The sequence below is a fragment of the Pedococcus sp. P2_E2 genome (genome assembly GCF_056403955.1).
In genome coordinates, this window is the sequence record NZ_JBFUEM010000004.1 from 285613 (window position 1) to 311821 (window position 26209).

Annotated in this window: 25 protein-coding genes, 1 tRNA gene and 1 pseudogene; 20 read left to right on the forward strand and 7 right to left on the reverse strand. The window is 68.4% G+C overall.

Translation table 11 applies throughout. The features are described from left to right. Positions 1–127 precede the first annotated feature (127 nt). Both AC1DWR_RS11055 and AC1DWR_RS11060 read left to right on the forward strand, forming a co-directional pair. Positions 128–814: a hypothetical protein gene (locus AC1DWR_RS11055; RefSeq protein WP_477624405.1), complete on the forward strand. Its 687-nt coding sequence runs from the start codon at positions 128–130 to the stop codon at positions 812–814. Between the two features lie 48 nt (positions 815–862). Then, positions 863–2326 carry a phospholipase D family protein gene (locus tag AC1DWR_RS11060; protein WP_477624406.1) on the forward strand — a complete coding sequence of 488 codons (1464 nt, stop codon included), beginning with the start codon at positions 863–865 and terminating at the stop codon, positions 2324–2326. A gap of 42 nt (positions 2327–2368) precedes the next feature. Here AC1DWR_RS11060 and AC1DWR_RS11065 read toward each other — a convergent pair whose 3' ends face one another. Further along, a complete protein-coding gene (locus tag AC1DWR_RS11065; protein ID WP_477615268.1) occupies positions 2369–2884 on the reverse strand; it encodes a MarR family winged helix-turn-helix transcriptional regulator in 516 nt (171 codons plus the stop codon). Positions 2885–2977: 93 nt separating this feature from the next. Between AC1DWR_RS11065 and AC1DWR_RS11070 the strand changes: the two genes are divergently transcribed. The 12 genes and pseudogenes from AC1DWR_RS11070 to AC1DWR_RS11125 all read left to right on the forward strand — a co-directional run bounded on the left by AC1DWR_RS11070 (position 2978) and on the right by AC1DWR_RS11125 (position 15425). Then, positions 2978–3556, forward strand: a complete 579-nt coding sequence (locus AC1DWR_RS11070; protein WP_477624407.1) for an NADPH-dependent F420 reductase — start codon at positions 2978–2980, stop codon at positions 3554–3556. A 28-nt stretch (positions 3557–3584) separates the two neighbouring features. Continuing rightward, positions 3585–4781 (forward strand): luciferase domain-containing protein, encoded by a 1197-nt coding sequence (locus AC1DWR_RS11075; protein ID WP_477624408.1) that lies wholly within the window; start codon positions 3585–3587, stop codon positions 4779–4781. 158 nt (positions 4782–4939) lie between these two features. Continuing rightward, a pseudogene (locus tag AC1DWR_RS11080) lies at positions 4940–5146 on the forward strand (SRPBCC family protein); the annotation flags it as partial. Between the two features lie 47 nt (positions 5147–5193). After that, a complete protein-coding gene (locus AC1DWR_RS11085; protein WP_477615316.1) occupies positions 5194–5370 on the forward strand; it encodes an SRPBCC family protein in 177 nt (58 codons plus the stop codon). 93 nt (positions 5371–5463) lie between these two features. Then, positions 5464–6360 (forward strand): hypothetical protein, encoded by an 897-nt coding sequence (locus AC1DWR_RS11090; protein ID WP_477615271.1) that lies wholly within the window; start codon positions 5464–5466, stop codon positions 6358–6360. 396 nt (positions 6361–6756) lie between these two features. Then, a complete protein-coding gene (locus AC1DWR_RS11095; protein ID WP_477624409.1) occupies positions 6757–9294 on the forward strand; it encodes a hypothetical protein in 2538 nt (845 codons plus the stop codon). 322 nt (positions 9295–9616) lie between these two features. After that, on the forward strand, positions 9617–11392 hold the full coding sequence (locus tag AC1DWR_RS11100; RefSeq protein ID WP_477624410.1) for a sensor histidine kinase: 1776 nt from the start codon (positions 9617–9619) through the stop codon (positions 11390–11392). Beyond that, entirely contained in the window at positions 11389–12102 is a 714-nt protein-coding gene (locus AC1DWR_RS11105) for a response regulator transcription factor (protein ID WP_477615274.1), read from the forward strand. Before AC1DWR_RS11100 ends, AC1DWR_RS11105 begins: the two co-directional genes overlap by 4 nt. A gap of 279 nt (positions 12103–12381) precedes the next feature. Then, the gene (locus AC1DWR_RS11110; protein WP_477615275.1) at positions 12382–12879 is read left to right on the forward strand and encodes a hypothetical protein; all 498 of its coding nucleotides are present in this window, start codon (positions 12382–12384) and stop codon (positions 12877–12879) included. Between the two features lie 198 nt (positions 12880–13077). Then, a complete protein-coding gene (locus tag AC1DWR_RS11115) occupies positions 13078–14328 on the forward strand; it encodes an MFS transporter (protein ID WP_477615276.1) in 1251 nt (416 codons plus the stop codon). A gap of 102 nt (positions 14329–14430) precedes the next feature. Continuing rightward, positions 14431–14871, forward strand: a complete 441-nt coding sequence (locus AC1DWR_RS11120; protein WP_477615277.1) for an SRPBCC family protein — start codon at positions 14431–14433, stop codon at positions 14869–14871. Beyond that, positions 14868–15425, forward strand: a complete 558-nt coding sequence (locus tag AC1DWR_RS11125; RefSeq protein ID WP_477615278.1) for a TetR/AcrR family transcriptional regulator — start codon at positions 14868–14870, stop codon at positions 15423–15425. Before AC1DWR_RS11120 ends, AC1DWR_RS11125 begins: the two co-directional genes overlap by 4 nt. Before the next feature lie 67 nt (positions 15426–15492). Here AC1DWR_RS11125 and AC1DWR_RS11130 read toward each other — a convergent pair whose 3' ends face one another. The 4 genes from AC1DWR_RS11130 to AC1DWR_RS11145 all read right to left on the reverse strand — a co-directional run bounded on the left by AC1DWR_RS11130 (position 15493) and on the right by AC1DWR_RS11145 (position 18171). Further along, positions 15493–16089 (reverse strand): VOC family protein, encoded by a 597-nt coding sequence (locus tag AC1DWR_RS11130; protein WP_477615279.1) that lies wholly within the window; start codon positions 16087–16089, stop codon positions 15493–15495. A gap of 125 nt (positions 16090–16214) precedes the next feature. Continuing rightward, positions 16215–16706 (reverse strand): VOC family protein, encoded by a 492-nt coding sequence (locus tag AC1DWR_RS11135; protein WP_477615280.1) that lies wholly within the window; start codon positions 16704–16706, stop codon positions 16215–16217. Between the two features lies 1 nt (position 16707). Beyond that, entirely contained in the window at positions 16708–17346 is a 639-nt protein-coding gene (locus AC1DWR_RS11140) for a DUF309 domain-containing protein (protein WP_477615281.1), read from the reverse strand. A 57-nt stretch (positions 17347–17403) separates the two neighbouring features. Continuing rightward, positions 17404–18171, reverse strand: a complete 768-nt coding sequence (locus AC1DWR_RS11145) for an IclR family transcriptional regulator (RefSeq protein WP_477624411.1) — start codon at positions 18169–18171, stop codon at positions 17404–17406. Between the two features lie 127 nt (positions 18172–18298). On the opposite strand from AC1DWR_RS11145, the gene AC1DWR_RS11150 reads away from it, so the two are divergent. The 5 genes from AC1DWR_RS11150 (at position 18299) to AC1DWR_RS11170 (ending at position 23801) form a co-directional block, all read left to right on the forward strand. Beyond that, complete coding sequence (locus tag AC1DWR_RS11150; RefSeq protein WP_477615283.1) at positions 18299–19090, forward strand: MIP/aquaporin family protein; 792 nt, start codon at positions 18299–18301, stop codon at positions 19088–19090. A gap of 37 nt (positions 19091–19127) precedes the next feature. After that, positions 19128–20129 carry a dihydroxyacetone kinase subunit DhaK gene (gene dhaK, locus AC1DWR_RS11155; RefSeq protein ID WP_477615284.1) on the forward strand — a complete coding sequence of 334 codons (1002 nt, stop codon included), beginning with the start codon at positions 19128–19130 and terminating at the stop codon, positions 20127–20129. A 2-nt stretch (positions 20130–20131) separates the two neighbouring features. Beyond that, the gene (gene dhaL, locus AC1DWR_RS11160) at positions 20132–20770 is read left to right on the forward strand and encodes a dihydroxyacetone kinase subunit DhaL (protein WP_477615285.1); all 639 of its coding nucleotides are present in this window, start codon (positions 20132–20134) and stop codon (positions 20768–20770) included. Between the two features lie 57 nt (positions 20771–20827). Then, positions 20828–23380, forward strand: a complete 2553-nt coding sequence (gene ptsP / locus AC1DWR_RS11165; RefSeq protein ID WP_477615286.1) for a phosphoenolpyruvate--protein phosphotransferase — start codon at positions 20828–20830, stop codon at positions 23378–23380. Between the two features lie 145 nt (positions 23381–23525). Further along, on the forward strand, positions 23526–23801 hold the full coding sequence (locus AC1DWR_RS11170) for a hypothetical protein (RefSeq protein ID WP_477615287.1): 276 nt from the start codon (positions 23526–23528) through the stop codon (positions 23799–23801). A 25-nt stretch (positions 23802–23826) separates the two neighbouring features. Here AC1DWR_RS11170 and AC1DWR_RS11175 read toward each other — a convergent pair whose 3' ends face one another. Then, a complete protein-coding gene (locus AC1DWR_RS11175) occupies positions 23827–24165 on the reverse strand; it encodes an STAS domain-containing protein (RefSeq protein ID WP_477615288.1) in 339 nt (112 codons plus the stop codon). 216 nt (positions 24166–24381) lie between these two features. Here AC1DWR_RS11175 and AC1DWR_RS11180 point away from each other — a divergent pair, with 216 nt between their 5' ends. Beyond that, positions 24382–25635, forward strand: a complete 1254-nt coding sequence (locus tag AC1DWR_RS11180) for a PP2C family protein-serine/threonine phosphatase (RefSeq protein WP_477615289.1) — start codon at positions 24382–24384, stop codon at positions 25633–25635. A gap of 475 nt (positions 25636–26110) precedes the next feature. Here AC1DWR_RS11180 and AC1DWR_RS11185 read toward each other — a convergent pair. Then, positions 26111–26186: transfer RNA gene (locus AC1DWR_RS11185), tRNA-Lys, on the reverse strand. Positions 26187–26209 lie beyond the last annotated feature (23 nt).

Below are 26209 nucleotides of genomic sequence, written 5' to 3' on the forward strand. Positions count from 1 at the left end.
CTTCCGCGGGCAAGAATGGAGGTACGCCGTGGAGGCCCGCACCAACCGGTACCCGGGCACCCACGACGGAGCATCCGCTCGCGCCCGGGTCAGATCATCCGGGTCCGGGCCCCACAAGGAGGCGAACATGAAGAGCACACACGAGTCCCGCGATCATGACCAGGACGAAGCACTGGTGGCAGACCGCCACGACCGAGCCGGCGATGCCGAGGGCGGGCGCGCGACCTATGTCGAGGACGGGCGTGCTGGCTATGACGAGAGGCGGGCTGCAGCCCAAGCCGAACGGTTCGGAGGCGTGAAGGTCGGCTCCGCCTTCTTCGGCTGGCTCACCGCCATGGGCATGGCGGTCGTCCTCACCGCGGTGCTCGCAGCCGCAGGTACGGCAGTCGGGCTGAGCACCGGGACCGACGCCACCGAGGCGGTCGACCAAGCGTCCGCCGACGCGACGACGGTGGGCATCGTGGGTGCGATCGCCCTCGCCGTGATTCTCCTGGTGAGCTACTACTGCGGCGGATATGTCGCCGGTCGCATGGCGCGGTTCAACGGTGCCAAACAGGGTGTGGCCGTGTGGGTCTGGGCCCTGGTGGTCGCGGTGATCGTGGCCATCGTCGGAGTCGCCGCGGGCAGCAAGTACGACGTGCTCGGTCAGCTCAACAGCTTCCCCCGGCTCCCGATCAGCTCCTCGGACCTCAACACCGCCGGTGTCATCGCGCTCGTTCTCGCCGCTGTCACCAGCCTGGTGGGTGCCATCGCCGGGGGCGTCGCAGGGATGCGATTCCACCGGAGGGTCGACCGAGTCGACCTCGAGGCGTGACGGACGTCCATTCGAGGAGTCAGGGCGTCCGACTGGCAGCCTGTAGGGATGAGCGAATGGTTCCTCCCGCAGCGAGATCGCCCGTGGACGGCTGGAAACCTGGTGGTTCCACACGTGCACGGCGCCGAGTACTTCGCGCGTCTGATCCAGGTCGTGGCAGCCACGCTCGAAGGGGACCGGATCTTCTTCACGGACTGGCGGGGCGACGCCGACGAGCTGCTCGCTGAAGGCGGTCCGACCATCGGCGACCTGTTGGTCGACGCCATGGGTCGGGGTGTCGAGGTCCGTTGCCTGCTGTGGCGCTCGCACAGCGACAGCCTGCGCTTCAACGAGCAGGAGAACCGCCATCTCGGCGCGGTCATCAACGAGGCGGGTGGCGAAGCGCTCTTCGACGAGCGCGTGCGCCGTGGCGGGTCGCACCACCAGAAGCTGCTGGTGGTGCGGCGGCAGGGTCGCCCGCACGAGGACGTGGCATTCGTCGGCGGGATCGACCTCTGCCACGGTCGGCGGGACGACGCCGAGCACCTCGGAGATCCGCAGGCGGCGCCGCTGGACGCACGCTACGGCCCCAACCCGCCCTGGCACGACGCCACCATGGAGATCGGCGGTCCGGCCGTCAGCCACGTCCTCGATGTCTTCTCCGAGCGCTGGGACGACCCCACACCGCTGGATCACCGCAACCCGTACCGCGCGCTGGTCAACATCGCGTCCCGGGTGCCGAGGCATCCAGAGCCCTTGCCGGAACGCTGGGACCCTCCACCGGCGCGCGGTCCCCACCAGGTGCAGATCCTGCGCACGTATCCCGCGAAGCGACCGCCGTTTCCGTTCGCCCCGCACGGGGAGAGGACGATCGCGAAGGCGTACGAACATGCCTTCGCCCGCGCGCGGAGGCTGGTCTACATCGAGGACCAGTACTTCTGGTCCCAGGCCGTGACGGGCACGCTCGCGGATGCACTCCGCCGGGAACCCGCCCTGCAGGTCATCGCCGTGGTCCCGCGGTTCCCCGAAGAGGACAGCGCGATGAGCGGCACGCCGATGCGCCGGGGCCAGCAGCTGGCGAGGGACCTGCTGCACGCGGCAGGCGGGGCACGTTTCGCCATGTACGACCTCCAGAACGCCGCCGGTACGCCGGTCTACGTCCACGCGAAGGTCTGCATCGTCGACGACGAGTGGATGACCTGCGGGTCCGACAACCTGAACCTGCGCTCCTGGACCCACGACTCCGAAGTCACCTGCGCCGTGGTCGACCCGGAAGGCCGCCTGCCGCGTGAGCTCCGCGCGACCCTGTGGGGTGAGCACCTCGGACTGCCGCCGGAGGACCCTCGACTCCTCGACCTGGATCACGCCACGGACCTGTGGGCGAAGCGTGCCCAGGAGCCAGCCGCCCGCATCCGACCCCACGCCCTCGCGCCGGTACGCCGAGCTGTCCGACTGTGGGCCGACCCGGCATACCGGATCCTGTTCGACCCCGATGGACGACCACGGGGCCTGCGCCGCACCGACACGTTCTGAGGTCCGGTCCTCGGCGGGTGGTCGTCGACGACCTGCTGGGTGCTACCCGCCTGCTGACCGGCCCGAACCGGAGGTGTGCCCGGTGAACAGCCGGCTCATCAGCCCGTCGGGATCGAGGGTGGTCAACATGGCGTCGCAGATCTGCCTGAGCTGCTCGACCTGTGCGGGTTCCAAGGCGTCGAAGACGTGACGGCGCACCGCCGTCACGTGCCCGGGTGCGGCCGCCACCACCTTCTCCCAGCCGGTCGGGGTGAGGCGGGCGTTGGTGGCCCTCTTGTCCTCGGGGCAGGGGAAGCGCTCGACGAGGTTGCGTTCCTCGAGTCGTCGGACGACATGGGACAGGCGGGGGAGGGTGGCGTTGGTGCGCTGAGCGAGTGCGCTCATCCGCAGCGTGCGGTCCGGCGCCTCGGAGAGCATCGCGAGGACGAAGTAGTCGAAGTGGGTGAGCTGGGCGTCCCGCCGCAGCTGCGCGTCCAAGGCGCTCGGCAGGAGCTCCGTCACCGCGATGAGCCGCAGCCAGGCCGCCCGTTCGCCCTCGTCCAGCCATCTCGGTTCCATGGGTCCACGATAGCGAATACTTGAAGGAACAACTAAACGGTGAAGGGTGTTACTTGAAGCATCAACCAATCACCATCGACCCAGGAGCACCACATGGCACATCTCTCCATCATCGGTACCGGCAACATGGGCCAGGCGATCGCGGCCGTGGCCGGACGCGGCGGACACTCGGTCCAGCTGCTCGGCCAGGACGACGCCGCGACGCAGGTCACCGGCGACATCGTCGTACTGGCTGTTCCCTACCCGGCCGTGAGCAGCGTGATCGCCGAGCGCGGCGAGAGCCTGGCCGGCAAGGTGGTCGTCGACATCACCAACCCGCTCAACTTCGAGACCTTCGACTCCCTCACGGTCCCCGCGGACAGCTCCGCCACCGCGGAGATCGCCGGCGCGCTGCCGCAGTCTCGCGTCGTCAAGGCGTTCAACACCACGTTCGCCGCCACGCTGGCGGCAGGCACGGTGGGTGAGCTCACCACCACCGTGCTGATCGCCGGCGACGATGCGGACGCGAAGTCGGCCCTGGCCGGCGTAGTGACCTCCGGTGGCCTCAAGGCCATCGACGCGGGGTCGCTGTCGCGGGCAACCGAGCTCGAGGCGATCGGCTTCCTGCAGATCACCCTGGCAGCCAACGAGAAGATCGCCTGGACCGGCGGCTTCGGCGTCGTCCCCGCCTGACGACCACGTCGAGTCGATCGGAGCAGCCGTGAGCATCTCTCAGACCCATTCCAGCGATGGGGCAGGCGCGACGGGCGCGTTCGGCGCTCCCGTCGTCGCGACCTACGGTGGGACCGACCCGTCCGCGCCGCTTGTCGTGTTGTTGCACGGACGGGGATCCAGCGAGCGGGACATCCTGTCGCTGGCTCCGCACCTGCCCGACGGCCTGGCGTATGCCGCGGTGCGTGCCCCTATCGCCGAGGGTGGCGGCTTCGCGTGGTTCGCCAACCGCGGGATCGGTCGCCCCGTCGCGGAGTCCCTCGGGGCGACGATGCGCTGGTTCGCCCGCTGGCTCGACGAGGTGGCAGCCCCCGGGCGGCCGGTGTTCCTCGTCGGGTTCAGCGGCGGCGCTGCGTTTGCCGGCGGCCTGGTCCTTGCCGACCCCTCCCGGTACGCGGGGGCCGCGATCCTGTACGGCACGATGCCGTTCGACGGGGGGCTCCCGGTCGACACCGGCCGCTTGGCCAACCTCCCGATGTTCGTGGCCCAGGGCGATGCCGACCAGGTGATCCCTGGTGAGCTGCTCGAGCGCACCTGGACGTACCTGCTCACGGAGTCCGGCGCGCCCACGGTTGCCCGGCGAGACCCTGGCGGCCACGGGGTCACCGCCGCCACGCTGCACAGCCTGTCGGGCTGGATCGCCGACCGGGCTGACTTCGTTGCCCAGCACCAACCTGTCACGATCGGGCTGGCGCAGGAGGTCACGTGGCCCTCGGTGCCGGGTGGGGTGTTGCCGCATCGACGCGGATCGCGACCGCAGGTGTCGTGGGCCATCCCCCAACAGCAGCTGACGCAGAACGCACCAGCAGAGCTGCAGCAGCAGCTGTTCGAGCGGATCGGTGGTCTGACAGGTGTCTCGACCGCTGCGTCCCACATCTCGGTGCCCGGCGCTCGCGCCTTCCTCGTCGCCGCCGGGAGCGGACCTGAGGACGCGTTCCTCGTTCCCCAGGTGGGGGAGTTCGCTCACCTCCACCCGGGCTACGACGGCTCACTCCACCTTGCCCTGCCGGCACCACTGGCGGCCGACCTGGTCGCCCGAGGGTGGGGCCAGCCGCACCCATGGGCCGGGACCCGGCTCGCACCTGGCTTCGTCATGCTCTTCGGACCCCGCGACGCCGAAGAGCTCGACACCGTCGTGGCCATCACGACCGCGGCTCACGCGTTCGCAACTCAATCAACGTCCTGAAGCATCGAAACAGGAAACACGAATCCCCGTCATGTCGCCCGCTTCTCGACCAATGCCGAAGGGTTGGTCGGACGCCCTGAGACATGGACTGGGGTCCCGGTCGATCGCCGCAGGGAGCCAGCTGCACCGAGGGCTTGGTGAGGCCCTGAGGACGAGCGATGGTCACATCAGCGGAGAGCGTCGTCGTCGCCCGCCGGCCCGAAGAGGTGTTCCGATACGTCGCCGACCTTCAGAATGAACCGAGCTGGCACGTCGACATAGAGTCGGTTCCTCGAGAGACCGATCGGGTCCCTGTCGTTGGCAAGACCTACCCCCTGAAGTTCAAGCCCTTCTTGGGCAAGACTGACGGAACGTTTACGGCTCTCGAGGTCGAGCCAGGCACGCGGGTCGTGTATCGGGCCGACTTCGCTGGGTGCGGCCGCGGATCACCTACACGGTCGAGGCGGCGGGCGATGGGTCGCGGTTCACTCGCACGGTGGAAATGCGCCCCGAGGGCCTGAAGGTGCTCGTGACGCCGATGATGGCGTTCATGGTTCCGAGGCGGAACAAGGTCTTCGTCGAGAACCTCCGCCGTGCGCTGGAATCCTGAGTCGCCGTAGCCCTCGTCGCCTCAGCCCTGACCACTTCGACAGCACCGGCGCAGGCCGCGTCCTCCAAGGGGTGCGTCAACGGCGGCTTCCGGTTGGTCAACCTCACGACCGGAGCCACCGTCGCTGCCGCCGGGGAGGACCGAGTCCGCACGACGATCCCGGCATCGCAGTTCGGGGCCACGTTCGCCGTCCGTGGCCGGTACACCCAGTTCGACGTCCGCAGCGCGGACTTCGCCGTCCTGAACCAGGCCTTCACTGGTGCGGCCAACGAGCTCGACCTCACCGGCGGACGTTTCACGCCCGTCTTCGCCAGCAAGGTGCCCAACCACCGCGGGCTCGTGCTGAGCAGCGCCATCTCCCTCGAGCTCGATGACGAGGACCTCGTGCTGCAACGCACGGGCACCGGCCTTTCGATGAAGATCCAGGCCAAGGACTGCGCACAGGGCGGGATCTTCCAGATGGAGCCCGAGCGAGGCGACGGCACAACCACCCGCATCACGCACACCTTGGCCGAGTCAACGGTTCCCGGGCTGACACCGTTCTACTTCGACAACCCGAACTTCCGGGCCCGGGTTGGTCAATTCCTCGGCTCGGGCTGCACCAGCGTCCAAACCGGACCGCCCGGGCAGTTCTGCGTCCAGGTGTCCACGCGCGTCAACATCGCCAACGACTTGTCGCCACGCTTCGTGGCTCGCGACAGCGCCCAGGTGGCGACCCGCGTGCCACAAGCGGCGTGCAACTCGTCCACCCCCGTCACGCCCAGCGTCCGCCACTGCGGCGGCATGTCCGCCTGGGACGTTGCCAGTGGTGGCCGCCTGGGCTTCGTCGCCGGTGAGGACGCAACCGAAGTCGCGAACCCCCCGACCAACTGCACCAACGACTGTCAAGCCCAGAACCAGGTGCGGGGCCGGCTCGCCGTCCTCGGCCACCCGTTCCCAGTGCCCTCCGGAAGTCGGCTGGTAGCAAGGACGGCCGCCGTCACCCCCTGATCGAACTCGCGACCCGATGGGCCCGTCCCGCCACGGTGGGACGGGCCCACTGCCGCGCGGGCGGGCTCGGTGTGATCTGCCACGGCTGGTCCCCGCCGGAGGCAGACCGTGCATCGTCGGTCGGCTAGCCCTGTACGCCCTCGCATCGGACCCATAGCATGGGTTTGCCTTCGCATCGACGCGCTGACTCCTGCTGGCTTGCCGCTCCGCATGCCGAGCAGCCTCCCACCGGCGTCGAGCCGGGGTCGGCGAGAAGGGATGCCTTCCATGTCGCACGACGCGAGAGCACTCCCTCCGGTGTCGCGGGTGCCCGGGTCAGGCCCGGACCCGGCTTCAGCTCCGGGGGCAGGGACGCATGGGCGCCAACAACCGCAGCCCGTCCACGACGCGGCCTTCGTGGAACGCAAGGGCCGCAAGTGCGCCTTCGCGCACCTCGCCGCTCTGAGTGCGGTGTGGCTGCTCCTGCTGCTCTATCTCGCGCTGCTCGACCAGGGCGCGCCCCAACAGAATCCAGCCTTGGTCTTCCTCGTGGTGGTGCTCGCCGTGCTGCTACTCATGACAATGCTGCGCTTCCTCGCCCTCGTCGTCAGCCGGCCGTTCGCGGGCGAGCAGGCTGAGCTGGTCGGCAGTGGCCCGCCCGCCGCCGCGGTGCCCTCGGGGCCGGTCGGCATCATCAAGGGCACCCGGCCCGGGGACGACGGCCCAGCGCCCGAGCCCACCACGGTCGTCTGCTGCTCCGGGGGAGGCATCAAGTCCGCCTCGTTCTGCCTGGGGGCCCTTCAGCAACTGTCGCACCACCGGATCCTCCAGGGTGCGAGTCACCTCGTCGGCGTCAGCGGTGGCGGGTACATGGCCGCGGCGTTCAGCACGCTGGCGTGGCGGCGGAGGCGGGTTATCGGTGTCGAGGGCGTACGCCCGGCCGACAGCCCTAAGGACTGCGACGGCGATCCCGGTCCGTTCGCCAGCGGTTCCGATGAGCTCAACCGGCTGCGCCGGTCGACGAAGTACCTCGCCTCCTCACCGGAGGTACGGTTCGAGCTCATTGCCTCCCTGCTCCTGGGCATCATGTCCAACCTGGTTCTGCTGGGCTGCCTGAGCGTCGTGCTGGCGTGGCTGATGGCCACGTATGCCGTGAGCAGCGGGCTTCTCGTGGTTCCCGACGACGGTGACTGGGCGTGGAACCCTGGAGGCCACCAACCGCTTCCCCTGCTGGCGCTTCCGTCGCTGTTCCTGTTCGGGGTGGCCTTCGTGTGGTTCCTGCTCGCACGTCGGAATCCGGCCCCCTGGTCGGGGGAGGGGCGCAATGGCGAGCGCGCCCGCGCTGGCCCAGCAACGTTCTCCCAGCGCCGCAGCACCTGGGAGACCTCAGAGGGGTGGCAGTTCGCCGTCGGCAACCTCGGTGCCCGCGCGTCCCAGATGGCCCTGTTCTTCTTCCCGCTCTTCCCAGGGGTGCTGTGGTTGGCGTACCAGCTCGAGGGCCGGACGCAGAGCTGGACCGGCCCCGACCTCGGCACCTTCCAGGTCACCCTCGCGGGCCTGGTGACGACGTTGACCGCGTTTCTCGGCCTCCTGAACGCCGCGCGAACCGGTCTACGACAGGACGTCCTCAGCGCCGGACAGCAGGGTTTCCTCACCTGGTTCCGGCGTCAGGCGGCACCCGTGCTCGCCATCATCGTGTTCCTCGTCGGGCTGTACGGGTCGTTGGTCCTGTTCACCTTGCTCGCCCTTCGGGACTCCTGGATCCTCGGGACCCACGGCTGGGTGTTCGTGTTCGTCCCGCTTCTGATCGCCGTCCTCTTCAAGGTGAACGACACGTCGATCTTCCAGTTCTACCGCGACCGGCTGGACGCGGCATACCTCTCGTACCAACCGGATGGGGGGAAGCCGGAGCCCTTCACGACGCCCACCCTCGCGGAGGTGAACGCCGACGCGTCGCCCGGCGTCTGGCCGAAGCTCATGCTCCTGGGGACGGCAAACGTGCGCGACCCCGACCTGCTCCCGGCCGACCGCCACGGAACGCCCTTCGTCCTGTCCGACACGGTCGGGATCAGCGATCCGCGGCTACCCGGGGGGACCGCCCTGCTCGACGCGAAGGCGTACAGCTACGACCTGGACGTCAAGTGGAAGGCCCGGGCGTCCCGTCAGCTCACCGTGGCCATGGCGGTCGCGATGTCCGGGGCGGCCGTGGCCCCCATCGCGGGACGCGACGACAGGGTCCTGGGCCGCTACCGGCTGCTGCTGGCCCTGGCCAACATCCGCCTCGGTCTCTGGGTGCGGAACCCGTACTGGGTCGCCAACGACGCGCGACGACAGCGGGGCACCGAGGGACTGAGATGGGCTCGGTGGGTCCTTCGCGTGAACGACTACCTCGACAACTTCGCGCCGTCGCTGTTGTTCCACGAGGCCATCGGGCTGCCCCGGATCATCATGCCGTTCCTGTACGTCACGGACGGCGGCCACTACGACAACCTCGGTCTCGTGGAGGCCCTGCGCACGAAGCCGCGTCGCATCATCATGCTCGACGGATCGGGGGACCCGGAGGACGGCTTCCCCACTATGGCCAACGCCATCGCCACCGCACGGATGGACCAGCAGGTGGAGATCGCGTTCGACCCCCGCCGGTTGCGCCGAGGAGCTCGCCAGTACCCGCGGAGCGGGTGGACCGTCTGCACGGCGACCTATCCCGACGGGTCGACGTGCGACATCGTCTACATCAAGGCCTTGCTGCCGAAGGGTCAGCCCTGGGACCTGCAGAGCTACCGCACGCGCAACCCCGGCTTCCCGTCAACGACCATGGAGTACGAGCTCTTCGACGAGTTCACCTTCGAGGCGTACCGCGAGCTGGGGTGCAGCCTGGTGCGTCAGGCGATGACGGAGCTGGCGTGGTGCAAGGCGCCGACGAGCACCACGTGCCAGGACGAGTCACATGGATAGCTGCGGGACGAGGCGCCGCCACAGGCGCACTGCCACGCCCAGCCGGCGGCGGAGCGGTGGACCAGGGGGTGGTGGCCGCCGGTCCGACGGGTTCTGCTGCGTTTCACGACTTCCTCCGCTCAGGTTCCGAGGGATCCCCCGCGGCCGGACCTTCCGATCTCGACCCGGGACGTCAGCTGCGTCGCCCCAGGACCCTCGTTCGTCACCGTAGGTCGAGCGGGCCGGGGTCGGGATCCGTGTGTCCCCGGGAAGGTGGTGCGTGGAAGTGCCGATTCCGAGTCGGTGAAAACACGGTGTATCAGCGGAAAGGCGGTCGAGCGGAGTGCGGAAGAGGCTCAGTCGGGCTCACGTCGCCACGGCCACGGGAATCGGCATAGTCGCCCTGAAGATCGGCACCTCTCTGCCGCACCTTCGTGACGACGTCGCCCTGGTGTCCATCGCCTGGCTCGTCGTCATCGCGTTCGTCGTCGTGGGACTGGCGCTGTTCGCCGCGGGGCTTCCCCGCGTCAACGGCTGGGCCTGCCTCGCGGTCGCGGCGGCGACCATTCCCGGCGACCTCAATCACCCCGCATACCCCCAGGGACTGACGGTGGTCGGTTTCGTCCTCGAGCCGCTGTACCTGGCCGCCGCTGTCACCCTCGTGCTGCGATACCCCGAATCGAGGATGACGACGCAGGGTCGGGTGGTCGGCTGGGGCCTGGTGGTCTCGAGTGTCCTGCTGCGGGTGCCGCTGGTCTTCACCCGTGGCGCCCTTCCCAGCCCCCTGCACGCGTCCTTCGACCGACCGGTGCTCGCGCTGGACGCGTGGTGGCACGACTGGGTGTTCATCCGGGGCGCCTACGGCTGCACGACTCTGCTGTTGGGCTGGGCGGGCGTCCTGCTGGTGATGCGTGCGGCCGGCTCGCGTGGTGTCACCCGGCAGTCCCTCATGCCCCTCGCCGTCGTGGGCGCCATCTGCGCCACGGCCGCGGCCCTCGACCAGGTCGTGTGGATCCTCGGGACCCCCAGCGCGGCGTGGGCGCCGGTGGCGGTCGCGCGGAACCTCAGTGCGGCGACCATTCCGGTGGGGCTCCTCGCCGACCTGCTTCGCCGACGTGCCGCCGCCGCCGCGGTGACGTCGGAGATCCTCCGTGCGGCCGGCACGGGCGACCTGGCCCAGCTCGAGATAGCGCTGCGCCACGTGCTGCTCGACCCATCACTCACCGTCAGACCGGCCAGCGACGACGACAAAGCTCCCCTGTGGGGCGCCGACCCAGTCCCTTGGGCGACGGGGAGCGACAGGAGGGGGAGGGTGGCGCTGGCATCGGCGGACGGGACGGCTCTGGTGGTGGTGGGATACGACCGGCGCGCCGTCGGCGACCCTGTGCTGCTCCGCTCGGCTTTCTCGGCAGCCCAGCTCGGGATCGAGAACACGAGGCTCACCAGTGAGTTGCTTCAGCGGATGGCCGAGCTCCGGGCGTCCCGTGCCCGGATCGTGGAGGCTGGCATGGCGGAGCGACGCAGGGTGGAGCGCAACCTCCACGACGGCGCACAGCAGCAGTTCCTGGCGGTGATGGCGACGCTCGCGCAGTCCGACTTCGCGACCGAGGCGCAGATGCGCGACCTCGTCAGCGACGCACGGACCCGACTCACCGACGCCATGGCCGAGCTGCGCCAGCTCGCCCGCGGCATCCACCCGGCGGCGCTGAGCCAGGGCGGGCTCGGCGCCGCGCTGCCCTACCTGTGCCAGAGCGCCTCCGAGCGGGTCACCTTGCGGCTGGATCCGGTCCTGGCCGGGCGCCGGTTGGAGCTGGCAGTCGAGTCCGCGGTGTACTTCGTCGTGGCCGAGGCGCTCGCGAACATCACGCGGTATGCCGGGGCCACGACCGCGACGGTGACGGTCGTGGCCGAGGGGCCGTACCTGTCCGTCGAGATCGCAGACGACGGCAACGGCAAGGCACACTTCACCCCGGAGGGCGGGCTCATGGGCCTGCGGGACCGGGTGCACGCGCTGGGTGGCGAGGTCGTCCTGCACACCGACCCCTGCGCCGGTCATCCCCAATCCTGTGGCAGCCGGCTTCGGGTCGGCTTCCCCGTCACAGTCGGTCAGTCATCGTGAGCGCCCCGCCGGGACCACAGGACCTGTCGGACGCCGGGCAACACCTGCGGGTGATCCTCGTGGACGACTCGTCACTCTTCCGCCAGGGTCTGGCCGGGCTCCTCACCGCGGCGGGGATCGAGGTGGTGGGCCAAGTGGCCAGCGCGGAGCCTTTGCCGGCCCTCATCAAGGCGGCCCGTCCCGATGTCGTCGTGCTCGACGTGCGCATGCCGCCGACGCACACCGATGAGGGGATCGTCACGGCGCACGTCATCCGGCGGGACTGGCCGCACGTGGGGGTGCTGGTCCTCAGCACCTATGCCGAGGCGGAATGGGCACGTCGCCTCCTCCAGGACGGAGCAGCCGGTCTGGGCTACCTGCTCAAGGACCGGGTCAACGACGTGCCCACGCTGGTGGAGGGCATAGCCCGGGTTGCCGAAGGGGGCACCGCCGTAGACCCGAACATCGTCTCCGAGCTCCTCACGGGCAGCCATGGCCGGACCTCCGCCCTCAGCAGCCTGACGGACCGGGAGCTGGAGGTGCTCGGCCTGATGGCAGAGGGCATGTCCAACGCGGGGATCGGGCGGCAGCTGCATCTGTCACCGCGGACCGTCGAGGCCCACGTCGCCTCTGTCTTCGCCAAGCTTCCCCTGCACGGGCACGACACGACCCTCAACCGTCGTGTCCTGGCGGTGCTTGCCTACCTGCAGGCGCAACACAGCCGCCCGTGAGGGAGCCGGGCCCCGGCCCCGCTCGAGTCTGAACTCTTGCGTGTTTCCACGTAGGGACAGCGCGGGCAAACGCGGATCCGCGACGCCGTCCGTGCGCCAACACTGTTCCTCAGTGCGACGCAGGACGTCCACACGAACAGCCAAGTAGCACAACAGATGTCGCCGATGGGACGGGTCCGGATCAGCGGGCACCAACCATCTGAGAACCGGCGCAGGGTCGGCGCACTCCCTCCGGGGGCCACCACACCAGGCTTCACCTGAACGAAACGAAGGTTCACCATGTCTGCAGCTCTGTCCACCATGTCCCGTACGAAGAAGGCACTCATTGGCGCAAGCACCGCCGTGGTTGCCGGGGTCGGCATGTCGGCGATGATGGCCGGGCCCGCCCAGGCCATTCCCTACTACCAGAAGGCGTGTGCGTTCGACGCCCGGAGCAACACCGCATCCAGCGGCTGGCAGCCCGTCAACTCGGTGGTGCGGGTCAACAACGGCGCCACCGGTCGCTACGTCGTGGTCAACTTCAACGCCGACGCGGGCGTCAGCAGCCTCGCCGAGATCCGGCTCGGCTACCGCGTCGACGCCGGCGGGATCCAGACGCCGGGCGCCCAGAACTTCGCCAACTACACGCAGTACTGGCAGACCCGTCACAGCATGGTCGTGCTCTATGTCCCCGCTGGCTGGCACACCATCCGTCCCTACTGGCGGATCAGTGGTTCCGTCGGCAAGAGCGGCGTCATTGCCGCGCGCTGCCTGACTGCGGAGGGCTACACGGCCTGACGCCGGAAAGGGCCCTCGCAACGGGGCGTCCGAATCGAACCGCTCTCGCCCAAGACACGGCGGGGGCGGTTCGGTCGTCGGCCGAGCATTCTGTCGCGCTTCGAACCGCCGAGGACATGTCGGCGAAACAGGTGGGCAACGGGGGCGGAGCACACTGGGTGCATCGACGCGACCCCTTCACACAACGCCGCCGCTGGCATGGCCACGGTGGAGGCGAACCGCGCCACGATGCCCGACGTCGAATGGCGCTTCCTACTGCTCTACACGGTGGCGTACATGAGTACGTGCCTGGTGTTTCTCGCGCCCTTGCTGGTGAGCCTGGCACTGAAGGTGAACTCGCTCGTCGGGATCGACGGGGCACCCAAAAGCCTTGCGCTGGTTGCCGGTATCGGTGCCGCCGTGGCAGTCGTCGCCAACCCCTTCTTCGGCAAGCTCAGCGACCGCACCACCTCCTCGCTGGGTATGCGCCGGCCGTGGATCGTGGCCGGACTCGCGGTTGGCTCCCTGGGCGTCCTCATCGTCGCGGCGGCGCCGACCATCCTGCTGGTCCTGCTGGGATGGTGCCTGGCGCAACTGGGTTTCAACGCGCTGCTGGCCACGATGGTGGCGGTGCTGCCCGACCAGGTGCCGTCCACCCAGCGCGGGATGGTGGCCGGAGTTCTCGGCGTGTGCCTCCCGATCGCTTCGGTGGCGGGCACGTTCCTCGTCAAGCTGTTCACAGGCCACATGCTCGCGATGTTTCTCATGCCGTGTCTCGTCGGCGGGCTCTTCATCCTGCTCTTCGCGGTGACGTTGCCGGACCGTCGACTTGACCGGGCAGACAAGCCGACGTGGTCGGTGCGGGAGCTGGCCATCACGTTCTGGGTCAGCCCGCGCAGGAGCCCGGACTTCGCGTGGGCCTTCGCCAGCCGTTTCATGTTCGTCCTTGCCTTCGCCTTTCTGACCACCTACCAGGCGTACTACCTCTTGGACCACCTCGGGAGCAGCGAGGATGCTGTGCCGCAACAGGTCTTCCTGGGCACCCTCGTCCAGTCCGTCGTGCTGGTCACGGCGTCGCTGGTCGCGGGGACGCTGTCGGACCGCACGGGACGGCGAAAGGCCTTCGTCGTCACAGCCTCGGCAACCTACGGCTTGGCCATGTTCTTCATCGCCGCGGCCAGCAGCTTCAACGGCTTCCTGGTCGGCATGGCGGTCGCCGGGTTGGGCTTCGGCATGTACATGGCCGTCGACCTCGCCCTCGTCGTGGACGTTCTACCCGACCCGGATACCGCCGCGAAGGACCTTGGCGTGCTGAACATCGCGGGCGCATTGCCCAGCGCTGTCGCGCCGGCCATCGCGCCGGCCATCCTGGCCCTGAGCGGGGGGAGCTACTCGGTGTTGTATGCCGTGGCGGGACTGAGTGCGTTCCTCGCCGCGGCGTCAATCCTCCCCGTCAAACGGGTCCGATGAGCTCGTCCGGGTCGCGGTGGTCCTTGACAGGCTAACGGTGTTAGCCCAGCATTGTTCCTCAGTGGGCTAACGCCGTTAGCCACATCCCTGAGGAGAACTACCATGAAGAATGTCACGACGGTCATCGACATACCGGCCACCCAGGAGCGGGTGTGGGCGACGCTCGTCGACACCGCGGCATACCCGGCCTGGAACCCGTTCATCACGAAACTGTCCGGAGAGCTTGCCACCGGCCAGCAGCTCGAGGTCAGGATCGCGCCGCCCGGCGGTCGAGCCATGACGTTCAAGCCCACCGTGACCCAGGTCGAGCCAGGCCGTCGCCTGGAGTGGCTCGGCACCATGGGCATCAAGGGCATCTTCGACGGCCGACACACCTTCACCCTGGAATCCTTGGGAGACCAAGGCACCCGGCTGACCCAGTCCGAGGCCTTCAGCGGCCTGCTGGTTCCGCTCACCGGCAAGGTGTTGGCCCGCACCCGAGCCGGTTTTGAGGCCATGAACGACGGACTACGGCAGCGTGCGGTGTCGGGCAAAACCGCATGAGTCGCCTGGAGGAGATCGTCGACGTCGCCCAGAGGTTGCTGGAGGACGAGGGGCCGGACGCCCTGTCAATGCGACGTGTTGCGGGCGAGCTCGGTGTCAAGGCCCCTTCGTTGTACAAGCACGTCGATGGCAAGGAGCGGATCGAGGCGGAGCTGCAGGAAAGGGCGCTGACCCAACTGGCGAGTGCCTTGCACCTCGCCGTCGATCTTCGCGCCCTGGGCCGCGCTTACCGCCAGTGGGCGCTGGCACATCCATCGCTCTACGAGCTGACGACGAGGAAGCCGTTGCACCGCAACCAGCTTGGGGAGGGCGTGGAGACTGCTGCGTCAGCACGCCTGGTGGCACTGAGCGGCGGGAACGTGGACCGGGCGCGTGCGCTTTGGGCTGCGGCCCACGGGCTGGTCGACCTCGAGCTGGCGAACCGGTTCCCCGAAGGGGCGGACGTCCAGGCTGCCTGGGATGAGCTGGTGGCGGCCTTCGATCCCGCTGGCGACAGGTGCGAGAGCTCCGGGCCAGGGGAGATCGTGGACGGGCCGGACTCTGCGCGCGCCTGACGAGGCGGTATCGCGTTGCCGCGAATGCCCACCTCGCGGATTCCGGCCTGCCAGCGCCGGGCGTGCCTCAGCGCGGCAGAGGGTTCGGGCCGGTCGCGGTCACGAGCCGCTGGGGCACCCAGTCGTCCACGTGATGGAACCCGTCGTCGAACGGGCCAGCATCGAGCTCTACGGACGCCCTCAGTGAAAGTCGATAGAACTTCACGTGGGTGAAGTCCTCGAACAAGATGTACACGGGGTCGGGTGTGCTGTTCGGGCCCTGGAACTGCTGTCCCGTCAGGACGGGCTTGTGGGCTTCGACGAAGGCGTCAAAACTGTCGCCCACCACGACGCCGAGGTGCTCCAACCCCATCTTGTAGACGCGCTGGTGCACAGGCGGGATGAGCTCGATGAGCGGGACGACCTTGCCGTCCAGGACTTCGAGCGGTTCGGTGGGAACGATCAAGGAGATCGGCCGGCCGTTCCAGACGTTCTCGCGATTGGCGACCGCGTGGCGTTCGAGAAGACTCCGAACGTGCGTGTACTGGTCCCACTCCGGCACCCGGACGGCGAGGTGGCTGAGGGGGTACTGGCCGATGTCGATGCCACGGGCGAGAAGGCGGTCGCGCTGCTGCGCGGCGAACGCCCGATAGTCCCCGATGATGTCGCCCACCGGATCGGCCATCCCCGCCTCCTCTCGGCCATAGCGTAAGACGCTTGTTCTCAGGCTGTCGCCAAAGGGAGGCAATCAGGGTCGTGGTCAGGGGGGGCGGCCCGGTGGCCCGGTCGGGCGGTTCTTCGGCCATCCCGTCAAACTTGCTGGGCCAAGCCGACAACATGACCCTGAGGGTCGGCGATCAGCGCGAATGACACTCCGGGAACGCTGACCGGCTCCTGTACGACGCGTCCGCCGAGGCGAGTCGTCTCGGCGATGGCGCCGGCCATGTCCTCGACGCCGACGAAGAACGTGACCAGGTCGCCGTCGCCCTGAAGCGGGCTGATCGCGGTGTAGAGGGCGCCGGGCACCCCTGTCTCGACAAAGGTGTAGCCGGGGAAGGCGCCTTCGGTTGGGTAGGTCCAGCCGAACAGCTCGCCGAAGAATGCCCTTGTTGCGTCGGGGTCGCTCGAACGGATCTCGGCGTGCACGATGGAATGGCTCATGATGACCTCCGGTTCTGCGGGGCCACCGGGCGTGGCCTTCAACCAGATGACGTTCGAGCCCGTCTCCAATCGACAGTGCTCAGCGACCAGCTCGGCCTGGCGTCCGGTGGGTGCATCAATCCGCCGCGAGCCGGGCGTCACGTCACAATGCGCCGAGATGACTTCGTGCTCGCTCGACTGCTAGCGGCAAGTCAAGGCCGTAGGCCCAGCGTCCTGTAGCAGCAAACGCCTCCAGTCTCTCCGCAGCGCGGTCGAACAGTCGGTCGGCCCCAACCTGATTTCCGCGTGCTGCGTGCGTGACCGCAACACAGACTTGCGCAAGGCCCTGCCACAGGTCCCGTTCCTCGATCGGCCCGGCCTTCCAACGCGCCTCCAAGACCTCGTGCGCGGCGAAGGGACGTCCAGCCGCCACGAGTGCTCGAGCTGCCTCGAGGGTGTCTTCTGGCGGAAGAGGCTCCTCCGACACCGGCTCGACGCCTTCTGCTCCGTAGGGCAGCGGTCGACCCAACGCGTCGCGAGGCCTCGCCTGGCGAGCCCGGCCTTCGGTATCCCGGTCACGATCACGTCCTGTCATGCGGTCAGTCTCCCAAGAACCGAGACCACTCGCCGCGTAGGGCGCGGGTCCAGGTCGCCACCGATCATCAAGGCCTGACAACCTTTCAGCACCACTGGGCTCATCGACTTCGTCTACCACCCAGCCGACACAACGGTGACACCCATCAAGATCCCGCACGACGGCATTGACGTGTGTGCCGCCATGGGGCTCTGAGCACGCGGTCATCGCCCTGCTCACTGGGCGGTTCAGGTGGTGCCCCCGGACCCACCGCTTGTCGGTCGCTTAGTTACGTCCCTGGGGGCGAGGGGGCCACGCCTGGGCGCCCAGCTCCCGCGACACGGATCGGGCCGTGTCGCGAACCAGGTCGCGCGAGTCGTGGCGGGAAACGTCGCCGTCTGAGGGGATCACGACCCCTACGGCCCCCACGGCCTCTCCGTACGAATCGAAGACCGGGCTCGCCAGCGAGCTCTCGCCGAGCACAGCCTCGTCCTGCTCGAGGGCGATGCCGGTCGACCGGATCACCTCCAGCTGCTCGCGAAGCTGGTCGGCGGAGGTGGTCGTCTCGCCGGTCATGCTGCGCAGCTCTCCTGAGGTCAGCACTCGCTTCTCATCCTCTGGGAGGAAGGCGAGCAGAGCCTTGCCGAGGGCGCTCGCATGCGCCGGGATGACGATGCCCACCTCCGGCATCTGGCGACTGCCGTCCGGGCGCGGCTCGTGGTGGATGATCACGACGTCGTCGACGAGCAGCACGCCGGTGCGTACGGCAAGACCGGTGCGCCGGGCGAGGTCCTCGGCCCAGGGGATGGCCTTGGACCGGAGCTCCAGCGTGTCGAGATAGACGTTGCCCAGCCGAAGAACGGCCGGGCCCAGCTGGTAACGGCTGGAGCCGCGCTCCTGGACCACCATTCCGTGCTCGACCAGGCTGCGGACGATCCCGTGGGTGGTCGAGGGCGCCAGATCGAGGCGGGCGGCCAACTCGGACAGGCTCATCCGTCGAGCGCCCTGAAGCGCGCTGAGAACCTTGATGGCGCGATCGACCGATTGGATCACGTATGTCCTCTTCGCTGTGACGTAGTTCACGAAAACCCTTGCCTCCTAGTGAATCACAGGGGTAGCCTCCAAATCACGTTCGACAATATCGAATGAAATTCAGACAACTTGCAAAGGGGCAAGGGCGATGCTTGACGAGACCACCCTCCTCCAGCGTTTGGGCGCTGAGGTCATCGGAACCGCTTTCCTGGTGTTCATCGGCGTGGGGTCAGTCCCCGCCACCCTGATCGTCAACGGCAAGGCGCCGTTCACCATGGCCGACCTGGGGGTCATCTCCCTGGCGTTCGGCACCGTGGTCGTTGCCACCGTCTACGCCTTGGGGCATGTCGGTGGCAACCACATCAACCCGGCAGTCACCCTGGGCCTGGCCGCCTCCGGCAAGTTCCCGTGGGCCCAGGTGCCGGCCTACATCGGAGCCCAGGTCGTCGGGGCGATCGTCGGGGCTGCCGCGATCATCGGTGTCCTGGGACACAAGGCCAGCGACGTCGGTCTGGGTGTTGCCTCGTACGGCGACATCAGCTGGCTGCAAGCCTTTACGGCCGAGTTCGTGGGCACGTTCATCCTCGTGTTCACCATCTTCGGCGTCATCCACCGCAAGGCCGCCGCGGGGTTCGCCGGCGTGGCCATCGGCCTGGTCGTCTTCGCTGCCATCATCCCTGTCGCTCCGGCAACGGGCGCATCCATCAACCCGGCTCGTACCGTTGGTCCCATGCTTGTTCAGCAGCTCGCTGGCGGCGAGGTGAAGTGGCACCAGCTCCCGGTGTACCTCGCGGCCGAGCTCCTCGCCGGAGTCGTCGCCGCCCTGCTGTACGGCCTGCTCACCCGCACTCCGGCTGACCGTGCCGTCGCGGCTCCCGGGCTGGATCTCGGCGACCCCGACGCGCAGGCCGCCATCTCCCGTCAGACCAGCACCGTCTGACCGTCCCGAACCCGTTTGACTGCGAAAAGAGACTCTGATGAAGAAGTTGATCAACGACCCGAACGACGTCGTGGTGGAGGCACTGCGTGGCATCGAAGCCGCCCACCCTGAGCTGCGGGTCGACCACGAGAGCAAGGTCATCTACCGCGGAGACGCTCCGAAGAGAGGCAAGGTGGGCATCATCTCCGGCGGAGGGTCCGGACACGAACCGCTCCATGGCGGATTCGTCGGCCTGGGCATGCTCGACGCGGCGTGTGCCGGAGAGATCTTCACCTCGCCCGTACCTGGGCAGATCTTGGCCGCGACCAAGCTGGTGGACGGAGGCGCAGGGATCCTGCACGTCGTCAAGAACTACACCGGCGACGTGATGAACTTCGAGATGGCGGCAGAGATGGCGGCGGCGGAGACCGGAGCCCGCATCGTCTCCGTGGTCACTGACGACGACGTGGCGGTCCAGGACAGCACCTGGACCGCGGGGCGACGCGGAGTCGGCGTCACCGTGCTCCTCGAGAAGATCGCCGGGGCGGCAGCGGAGCAGGGTCGCGACCTCGACGAGGTCGCCCAGGTCGCCAGGACCGTCAACGAGAACGGCCGAAGCATGGGCCTTGCCCTCACCTCGTGCACCGTGCCGGCGGCAGGGCGCCCGACCTTCGACCTGGGCGACGACGAGATGGAACTCGGTGTCGGGATCCACGGAGAACCGGGCCGGGCCCGGCTGCCGCTCGCCCCCGCGAGCGACATCGCCTCACTCCTGGTCGAGCCGATTCTCGCCGACCTGCCGTTCGCCCGGGGCAACCCCGTCATCGCGTTCGTCAACGGTCTCGGCGGCACCCCGCTCATCGAGCTCTATGTGATCTTCAACGAGGTCCAGAAGATCCTCGGCGGCCGGGGACTGCCCATCGCCCGGTCGCTCGTCGGCTCCTACATCACCTCACTCGACATGGCCGGCGTCTCGGTCACCCTCCTCAGGGTCGATGACGAGCTGCTCTCCCTCTGGGACGCTCCTGTCAACACTGCTGCACTGAGATGGGGCATCTGAGCATGAGCGACACCGTGACCACGGCGGTCTTCGAGCAATGGGTGCGCGGGTTCGCACACCTCATCACCGCCAACCGCGAGCACCTGACCGAGCTCGACGCAGCGATCGGCGATGCCGACCACGGGTCGAACATGGACAGAGGCATGAAGGCCGCCGTGGCTGCGCTCGATGAAAGCCGGCCGCCGACGGCGGGCGCGCTTCTGACCAAGGTGGGCATGACACTGGTCTCGACGGTAGGCGGAGCCAGCGGGCCACTGTTCGGGACGCTCTTCATGCGAATGGGCGGCTCGCTGGGGGCCGCCGCCGAAACGGTCTCCGCAGACGATGTCGCAGCGGCGCTGCGAGCCGGGCTCGGGGGCATCGTCGATCGAGGCAAGGCCGCCCCCGGCGACAAGACGATGTATGACGCTCTGGCGCCTGCCGTCGATGCGCTCGAGGCAGCGCTCACGGACAACGCCTCCCTGGCTACCGGGCTCAAGGCGGCCCGGGATGCTGCCGCCGCGGGTCGCGACGCCACGACCCCCATGCTGGCGCGCAAAGGGCGGGCCAGCTACCTCGGTGAGCGGAGCGTGGGCCATCAGGATCCAGGGGCGGCGAGCGTGGCGCTGCTGCTCGAAGCTGCAGCAGATGCCGCCTCCTGAGACAGCCACCCATCGAACACTCACGTTCAGCACGACGAGCAGCGGAGGGCAGTGACAATGACCGAGGGCAAATCCGCCAAGCCGCCCGCAACAGACAGCGAGTGCCGGGTCGGTCTGGTCGTGGTCTCCCACAGCCGCGCGCTCGCCCTGGCGGCCGTGGCGCTGGCGGGGGAGATGCTCCATGGCCGCCCAGTGAAGATCGAAGTGGCAGCCGGTCTTGACGTCACGACCTTCGGTACCGACGCCGTCAGCATCATGCAGGCCATCGAACGGGCGGACGGCCCAGGCGGCGTCGTGGTCCTCATGGACCTCGGCAGCGCGGTGCTCAGTGCCGAGCTGGCGCTCGACCTGCTACGGGACTCCAGCATCCGCGATCGTGTGACGCTGTCGCCGGCCCCTCTCGTCGAAGGGCTCATCGTGGCCGCCGTCGCCGCGGCGGGTGGCGCAAGCAGGGCAGAGGTCGCGACTGAGGCGCGGAACGCGGTGATGGGTAAGGCCGCGCACCTGTCGCCCCCGGAGCCCGGAGTCGCGCCCGAGCCGGACGACGAGGCGCAGGCCGTCGTCGGAGTATTTTCGGTGGCCAATCCCCACGGCCTGCACGCTCGACCGGCGGCCCGACTCGTGAGCGAGGTGCGCGCTCTCGATGCGTCGGTCCAGCTGAGGAACCTCACCACCGGCGCCGGGCCCGTCCCTGCAGCCAGCCTGAGTCGAGTGGCGACGCTGACGGCTCTGCAGGGTCACGACGTCGAGGTTCGTGCCACCGGGCCGCAGGCTCAAGAGGCCGTCGAGCACGTCCTGGCCCTCGCCGGGCGACGGTTCGACGAACCCCCCGAGCAGGTCCCAGCTCGACCTGCTCTGCCCCGACCCGCCCCCCGCCGCAGCGGACCGCTGCCAGCCTCCCCGGGAATCGCGATCGGCCAGGTCCGCCGCCTGAGCGCCGCGCCCGTCGATCTCGATGGACACCCCGCAGGGGAGCCGGCCGCGGAATGGCGGCGGGTCCTGGAATCGGTGGCGACCGTGCGCCGTGAGATCGAGCACGTCCGGATTCTCACCGAACGGGAAGTCGGGCCCGACAAGGCCAGCATCTTCGATGCGCACCTGTCCCTCCTCACCGACACCGAACTCCTCGGCGACGTCAAGGCACGAATTCGCCCCGGCACCGGCGCGGTTGCCGCCTGGGCCGGCTCACTCGCCGACATCGAACGTCAGTGGGCCGAGCTTCCCGACCCCTACCTCAGGGAGCGAGCCGCCGACGTCCACGCGGTCGGAGAGCAGGTGTTGCAGGCTCTGACCGGCCAACCAGCCCGCCGGATGACGGGAGAGGGTGTGCTGGTTGCCAGCGACCTCACGCCCGCCGAGACCGCCGGCTTGGACCTCGCTCTGGTGACCGGAGTGGTTCTCGCCCAGGGGAGTCCGACGTCGCACGCGGCAATCTTGGCGCGGGCCCGCGACATCCCGGTCGTCGTCGGGGCCGGTCCCGAGGTGCTGGGGATCGCCGAAGGCAGGACGATCCTCCTTGACGGCGGTACCGGTGCCCTGCACCTCGACCCGGCACCCGAGCTGATCGAGGAGTACCAGCGCCGGGCCGCAGAGGCCGCACAGCAACGCGTTCGGCAGGTCGCCCTGGCCGACCAGCCTGCGGTGTCCCGTGACGGCACGCGCATCCTCGTCGCTGCCAATCTCGGGTCATTGAGCGACGCGCGTGCCGCGCTCGCGGCGGGGGCGGACGGCGCCGGACTGGTGCGCACGGAGTTCCTCTTCCTCGACAGGACCGCCGCTCCCGACACCAACGAGCAACAGAGCCAGTACGACTCCATCGCCGCGGCCATGGACGGTCGGCGCATCACCCTGCGAACCCTCGATGTCGGCGGTGACAAGCCACTGCCCTACCTGCCCATGCCACACGAGGCCAACCCGTTCCTCGGCCAACGCGGCATACGGCTGAGCCTGACGCACCGGGACCTGCTGCGCGAACAGATGGCCGCCATCTGCCACACGGCGCGTCACTCACCGACCAGCATCATGCTGCCCATGGTGTCGACGCCCGACGAGCTGATCGAGGCGCGACAGGTCCTCATCGAGGCTGCCGGATCATTGGGCCTGCCTTCGGGTCTTCAGATCGGCACGATGATCGAGGTCCCCTCCGCTGCGCTCAAGATCGAGGCCTTCCTGCCCTACGTCGACTTCGTCAGCATCGGCACCAACGACCTGACCCAGTACACCCTGGCGGCCGAACGTGGGAACGGCGCCGTGGCAGCCCTCTCAGACGCCCTCGACCCGGGTGTGCTCCGCCTGATCGACCACGTCTGTCGAGTAGTGAATGGGCGAATCGACGTTGCTGTCTGTGGCGAGGCCGCTTCCGACGAGCTCGCCATTCCGGTCCTGGTGGGGCTCGGCGTGCGAGAGCTCAGCGTCTCGCCTCCCGCGGTGCCCAGGGTCAAGGCGGCCATCCGTCAGCTCAACGTAGAGCAGTGCGCGTCCCTGGCGGGGCAGGCGCTCACGTTGCCCGGCGCCAACGAAGTCCGCAAGCTCGTCCTCGCCAGCATGGCGGAGACGCAGGGCGACCCGGAATCAGGAGCCCGGACCGGAAGTCGTGTCGAGACACGATGACGTCGTCCTGCGCCGTGAATGCCGCCATCATCGTGGCAACCGTCGCCCTGACCGGCGACAAGGTGTTGGCCCTGATGTAGAGGTGATCGGGGGTGTGGCCGCACTCTGTTGGCTCGGGCTGGGAGCTCTTGCACAGCAACGGACCATGCTGCGGCTGTCGCTGGAGACCGACACGGAGTCGGGACAGCTCCCGCTGCGCCAAGGACGGGCGATCGGCTGGTTCGCTGAGGCGCTCGAACCCTTGGCCGCTCAGCTCGGCGCTGACGGCGTACGTCGTCTGGCCATCGCGGTCCGGGCTGTGAGCGGGATCGAGTCGCTGGTCTGGTTCACCGACATCGCCGGCCTGACGCGCGAAGCGGCCGTCGAACAGATGGTCTGGTCAGCCGTTGCCTTGGTTCGTCGTGCCGCCCGGGGCGTCTGAGGAGCGGGCGACGAAACCCCGGGAGTCATCCCTGGTCATGGACCGCAAGAGCCGCATCGAGGGTCGGGTAGAGCTGGAGCACCTGATTCAGCCCACTGAGGGTGAGCAGCGTCAGTGCCCGCGAGGACGCGTTCGCGATCCGAAGCGAACCTCCTCGCTTTCGGAGGGTCTTGTGGTGCGTGACGCACATGCCGAGGGCGCTGGAGTCGAGGAATGTAACGGCATGCAGGTCCAGGATCAGGTCTCGGTGCCCGTCGATCGTCTCCTGCATGGCCGCCCTCAGTGCAGGCACCGTCTCGTGGTCGAGCTCACCCGCGACGCGCACTACCGGGATGTCGCGACTCACGTCGATCGACAATGTCATGTTCACGTCTGCCCCACTCTCGAACGACCGCGGCAAGAATACTGTGCCGCCACGTGCCCGTCTGCTACTGCGGCGCCCGGTGCAAGCCTAGGAGCGGAGAGACACCGGTGGTCCAAACGCTGTCTGGTTCATTCACGAGGGTGTCACCATCGATCGTCTTGCGACGACTCGCGCAAATGTCGGGCATGGAGGTCTGTGAGGGTGCACGATCATCCAATGAATCGGGACGCGCCCCTTGACTACCGCGCGGTCTTTGACGCCCTTCCCAACCCGTGTGCGCTACTCAGCCCGGACCTCAAGATCCTGGATGTGAACACTGCCTATTCGGGTGTCGTCGGCCGCACGCGACGCGCCCTTGTGGGGCGTGACCTTCTAGACGTGCTGCCGGCAGGTTCGCTTGAGTCTCTCGCAGGCGCCGCGGATCAAATTCGCGAATCCCTGGAGCGTTGCCTGTCCACCGGTCGGCCGCAGGTCCTACCCATGCAGCGCTACGACGTGCGAATCGACACCGCACCACAATCGCCCCCCGCCACGCGCTACTGGATCAGCACGGCCACGCCCATCAAGGGTCCGGCGAATGGGGTGGTTGCGCTCTTGCACAAGCTCCAAGACGTGACCCCCGTGGTGCTGTCCATTGCCGCCGACTTCGGCGCGACAGCAGGGCTGTCGAGCCTGAACCTCGAGCAGCACTCCGATCTGTTCGGCTTGGCGCGGGAACTGCAGACTGCGAACGCACTCCTGCGGGAGGCCGAAGACCGCGAACGCACGACAAGCCTGACCCTGCAACGTGCGATGCTCCCGGCCAGCATCCCCGAAGAGGCTCGTGAGCGCGTTGCGGCGCGGTATCTGCCCGCCAGCAGCTCCCTGAGTGTCGGCGGCGACTGGTATGACGTGGCCGCGCTGCCAGACGGGCGGCTAGCGGTCGCGGTGGGCGACGTCGTGGGTCAAGGACTCCAGGCGGCTGCCGTGATGGGTCAGCTACGCAGCGCCCTGAGTGCCGTGACCGTTGCCGACGTGGGACCCGCAAATGCCCTGAGGGTTCTGGACCGGTTCGCTCGACAAATCGAGCAGGCGACGGCAACCACGGCCGTCAAAGTCGTCCTCGACCTGCAGCTGCACACCGCGACCTACAGCAGCGCGGGCCACCTGCCCCCACTGCTGCAACACAACGACGGCAGGATCGAGGCCCTGGATCAGGCCCTCGGTCCACCGCTAGCCGCTACCGCCGAAGCCGACCCCCGCCCGCAGGCAGCCGTCCACTTCAGCCCCGGATCCAAGTTGGTCCTCTACACCGACGGCCTCATCGAGCGCCGTAGTGAAGACATCACGCAGGGCCTCGCTCGCCTCGTTGCCTGCCTGGCCGCCCACCCCGGCCTGGGCCCCGAAGCCCTGATCGACACCATCGTCACGGCCGTCCTTGAACCTCAGTCCGCACCCGATGACACCGCTGTTCTGATCATTGAGCTGTAGCAATAGACGATCACGAGCCTGCCGCCTTTGCGGATAACAGGGGTTCGAGTCCTTCGCCTGCCGCTCCCGAGGCTCGGACACGGCTGGAGTATCGACAGCGGAGGGAATTTGAGCGGCCGAGCCGGGGCCCGTGTACCTGCGGAAGACAATGGCTTGTCGGAGCGGCTCGCACCGTGAGCGGCCATCCGGTGGCCTTGCGATCTTCAGGCGTACCGGAAACGCGCAGGTCAGGTTGCGAAACGCCCAGAACGACGAGTAACAACCAGCACCAACTGCACGCCTCCAGCAACAATGGGAGCGCCACCCGGTGTGAGCTCTCATCTACGCCGGAACCGGGGAAATGCTCCGCGAGCTCACTCTCGGCCAGCGAGGAACTACCAACCCCTCGGCAGACCACCCGGCCCCCAACCAACAACCAGAAGGCCGGACCCAAAACCTGGGTCCGGCCTGTCCGGGATCCCTTGAGAGATCACGATGGTGCGCCATCAGGGACTCGAACCCCGAACCCGCTGATTAAGAGTCAGCTGCTCTGCCAATTGAGCTAATGGCGCGCGAGGAGAGACCTTAGCAGGAC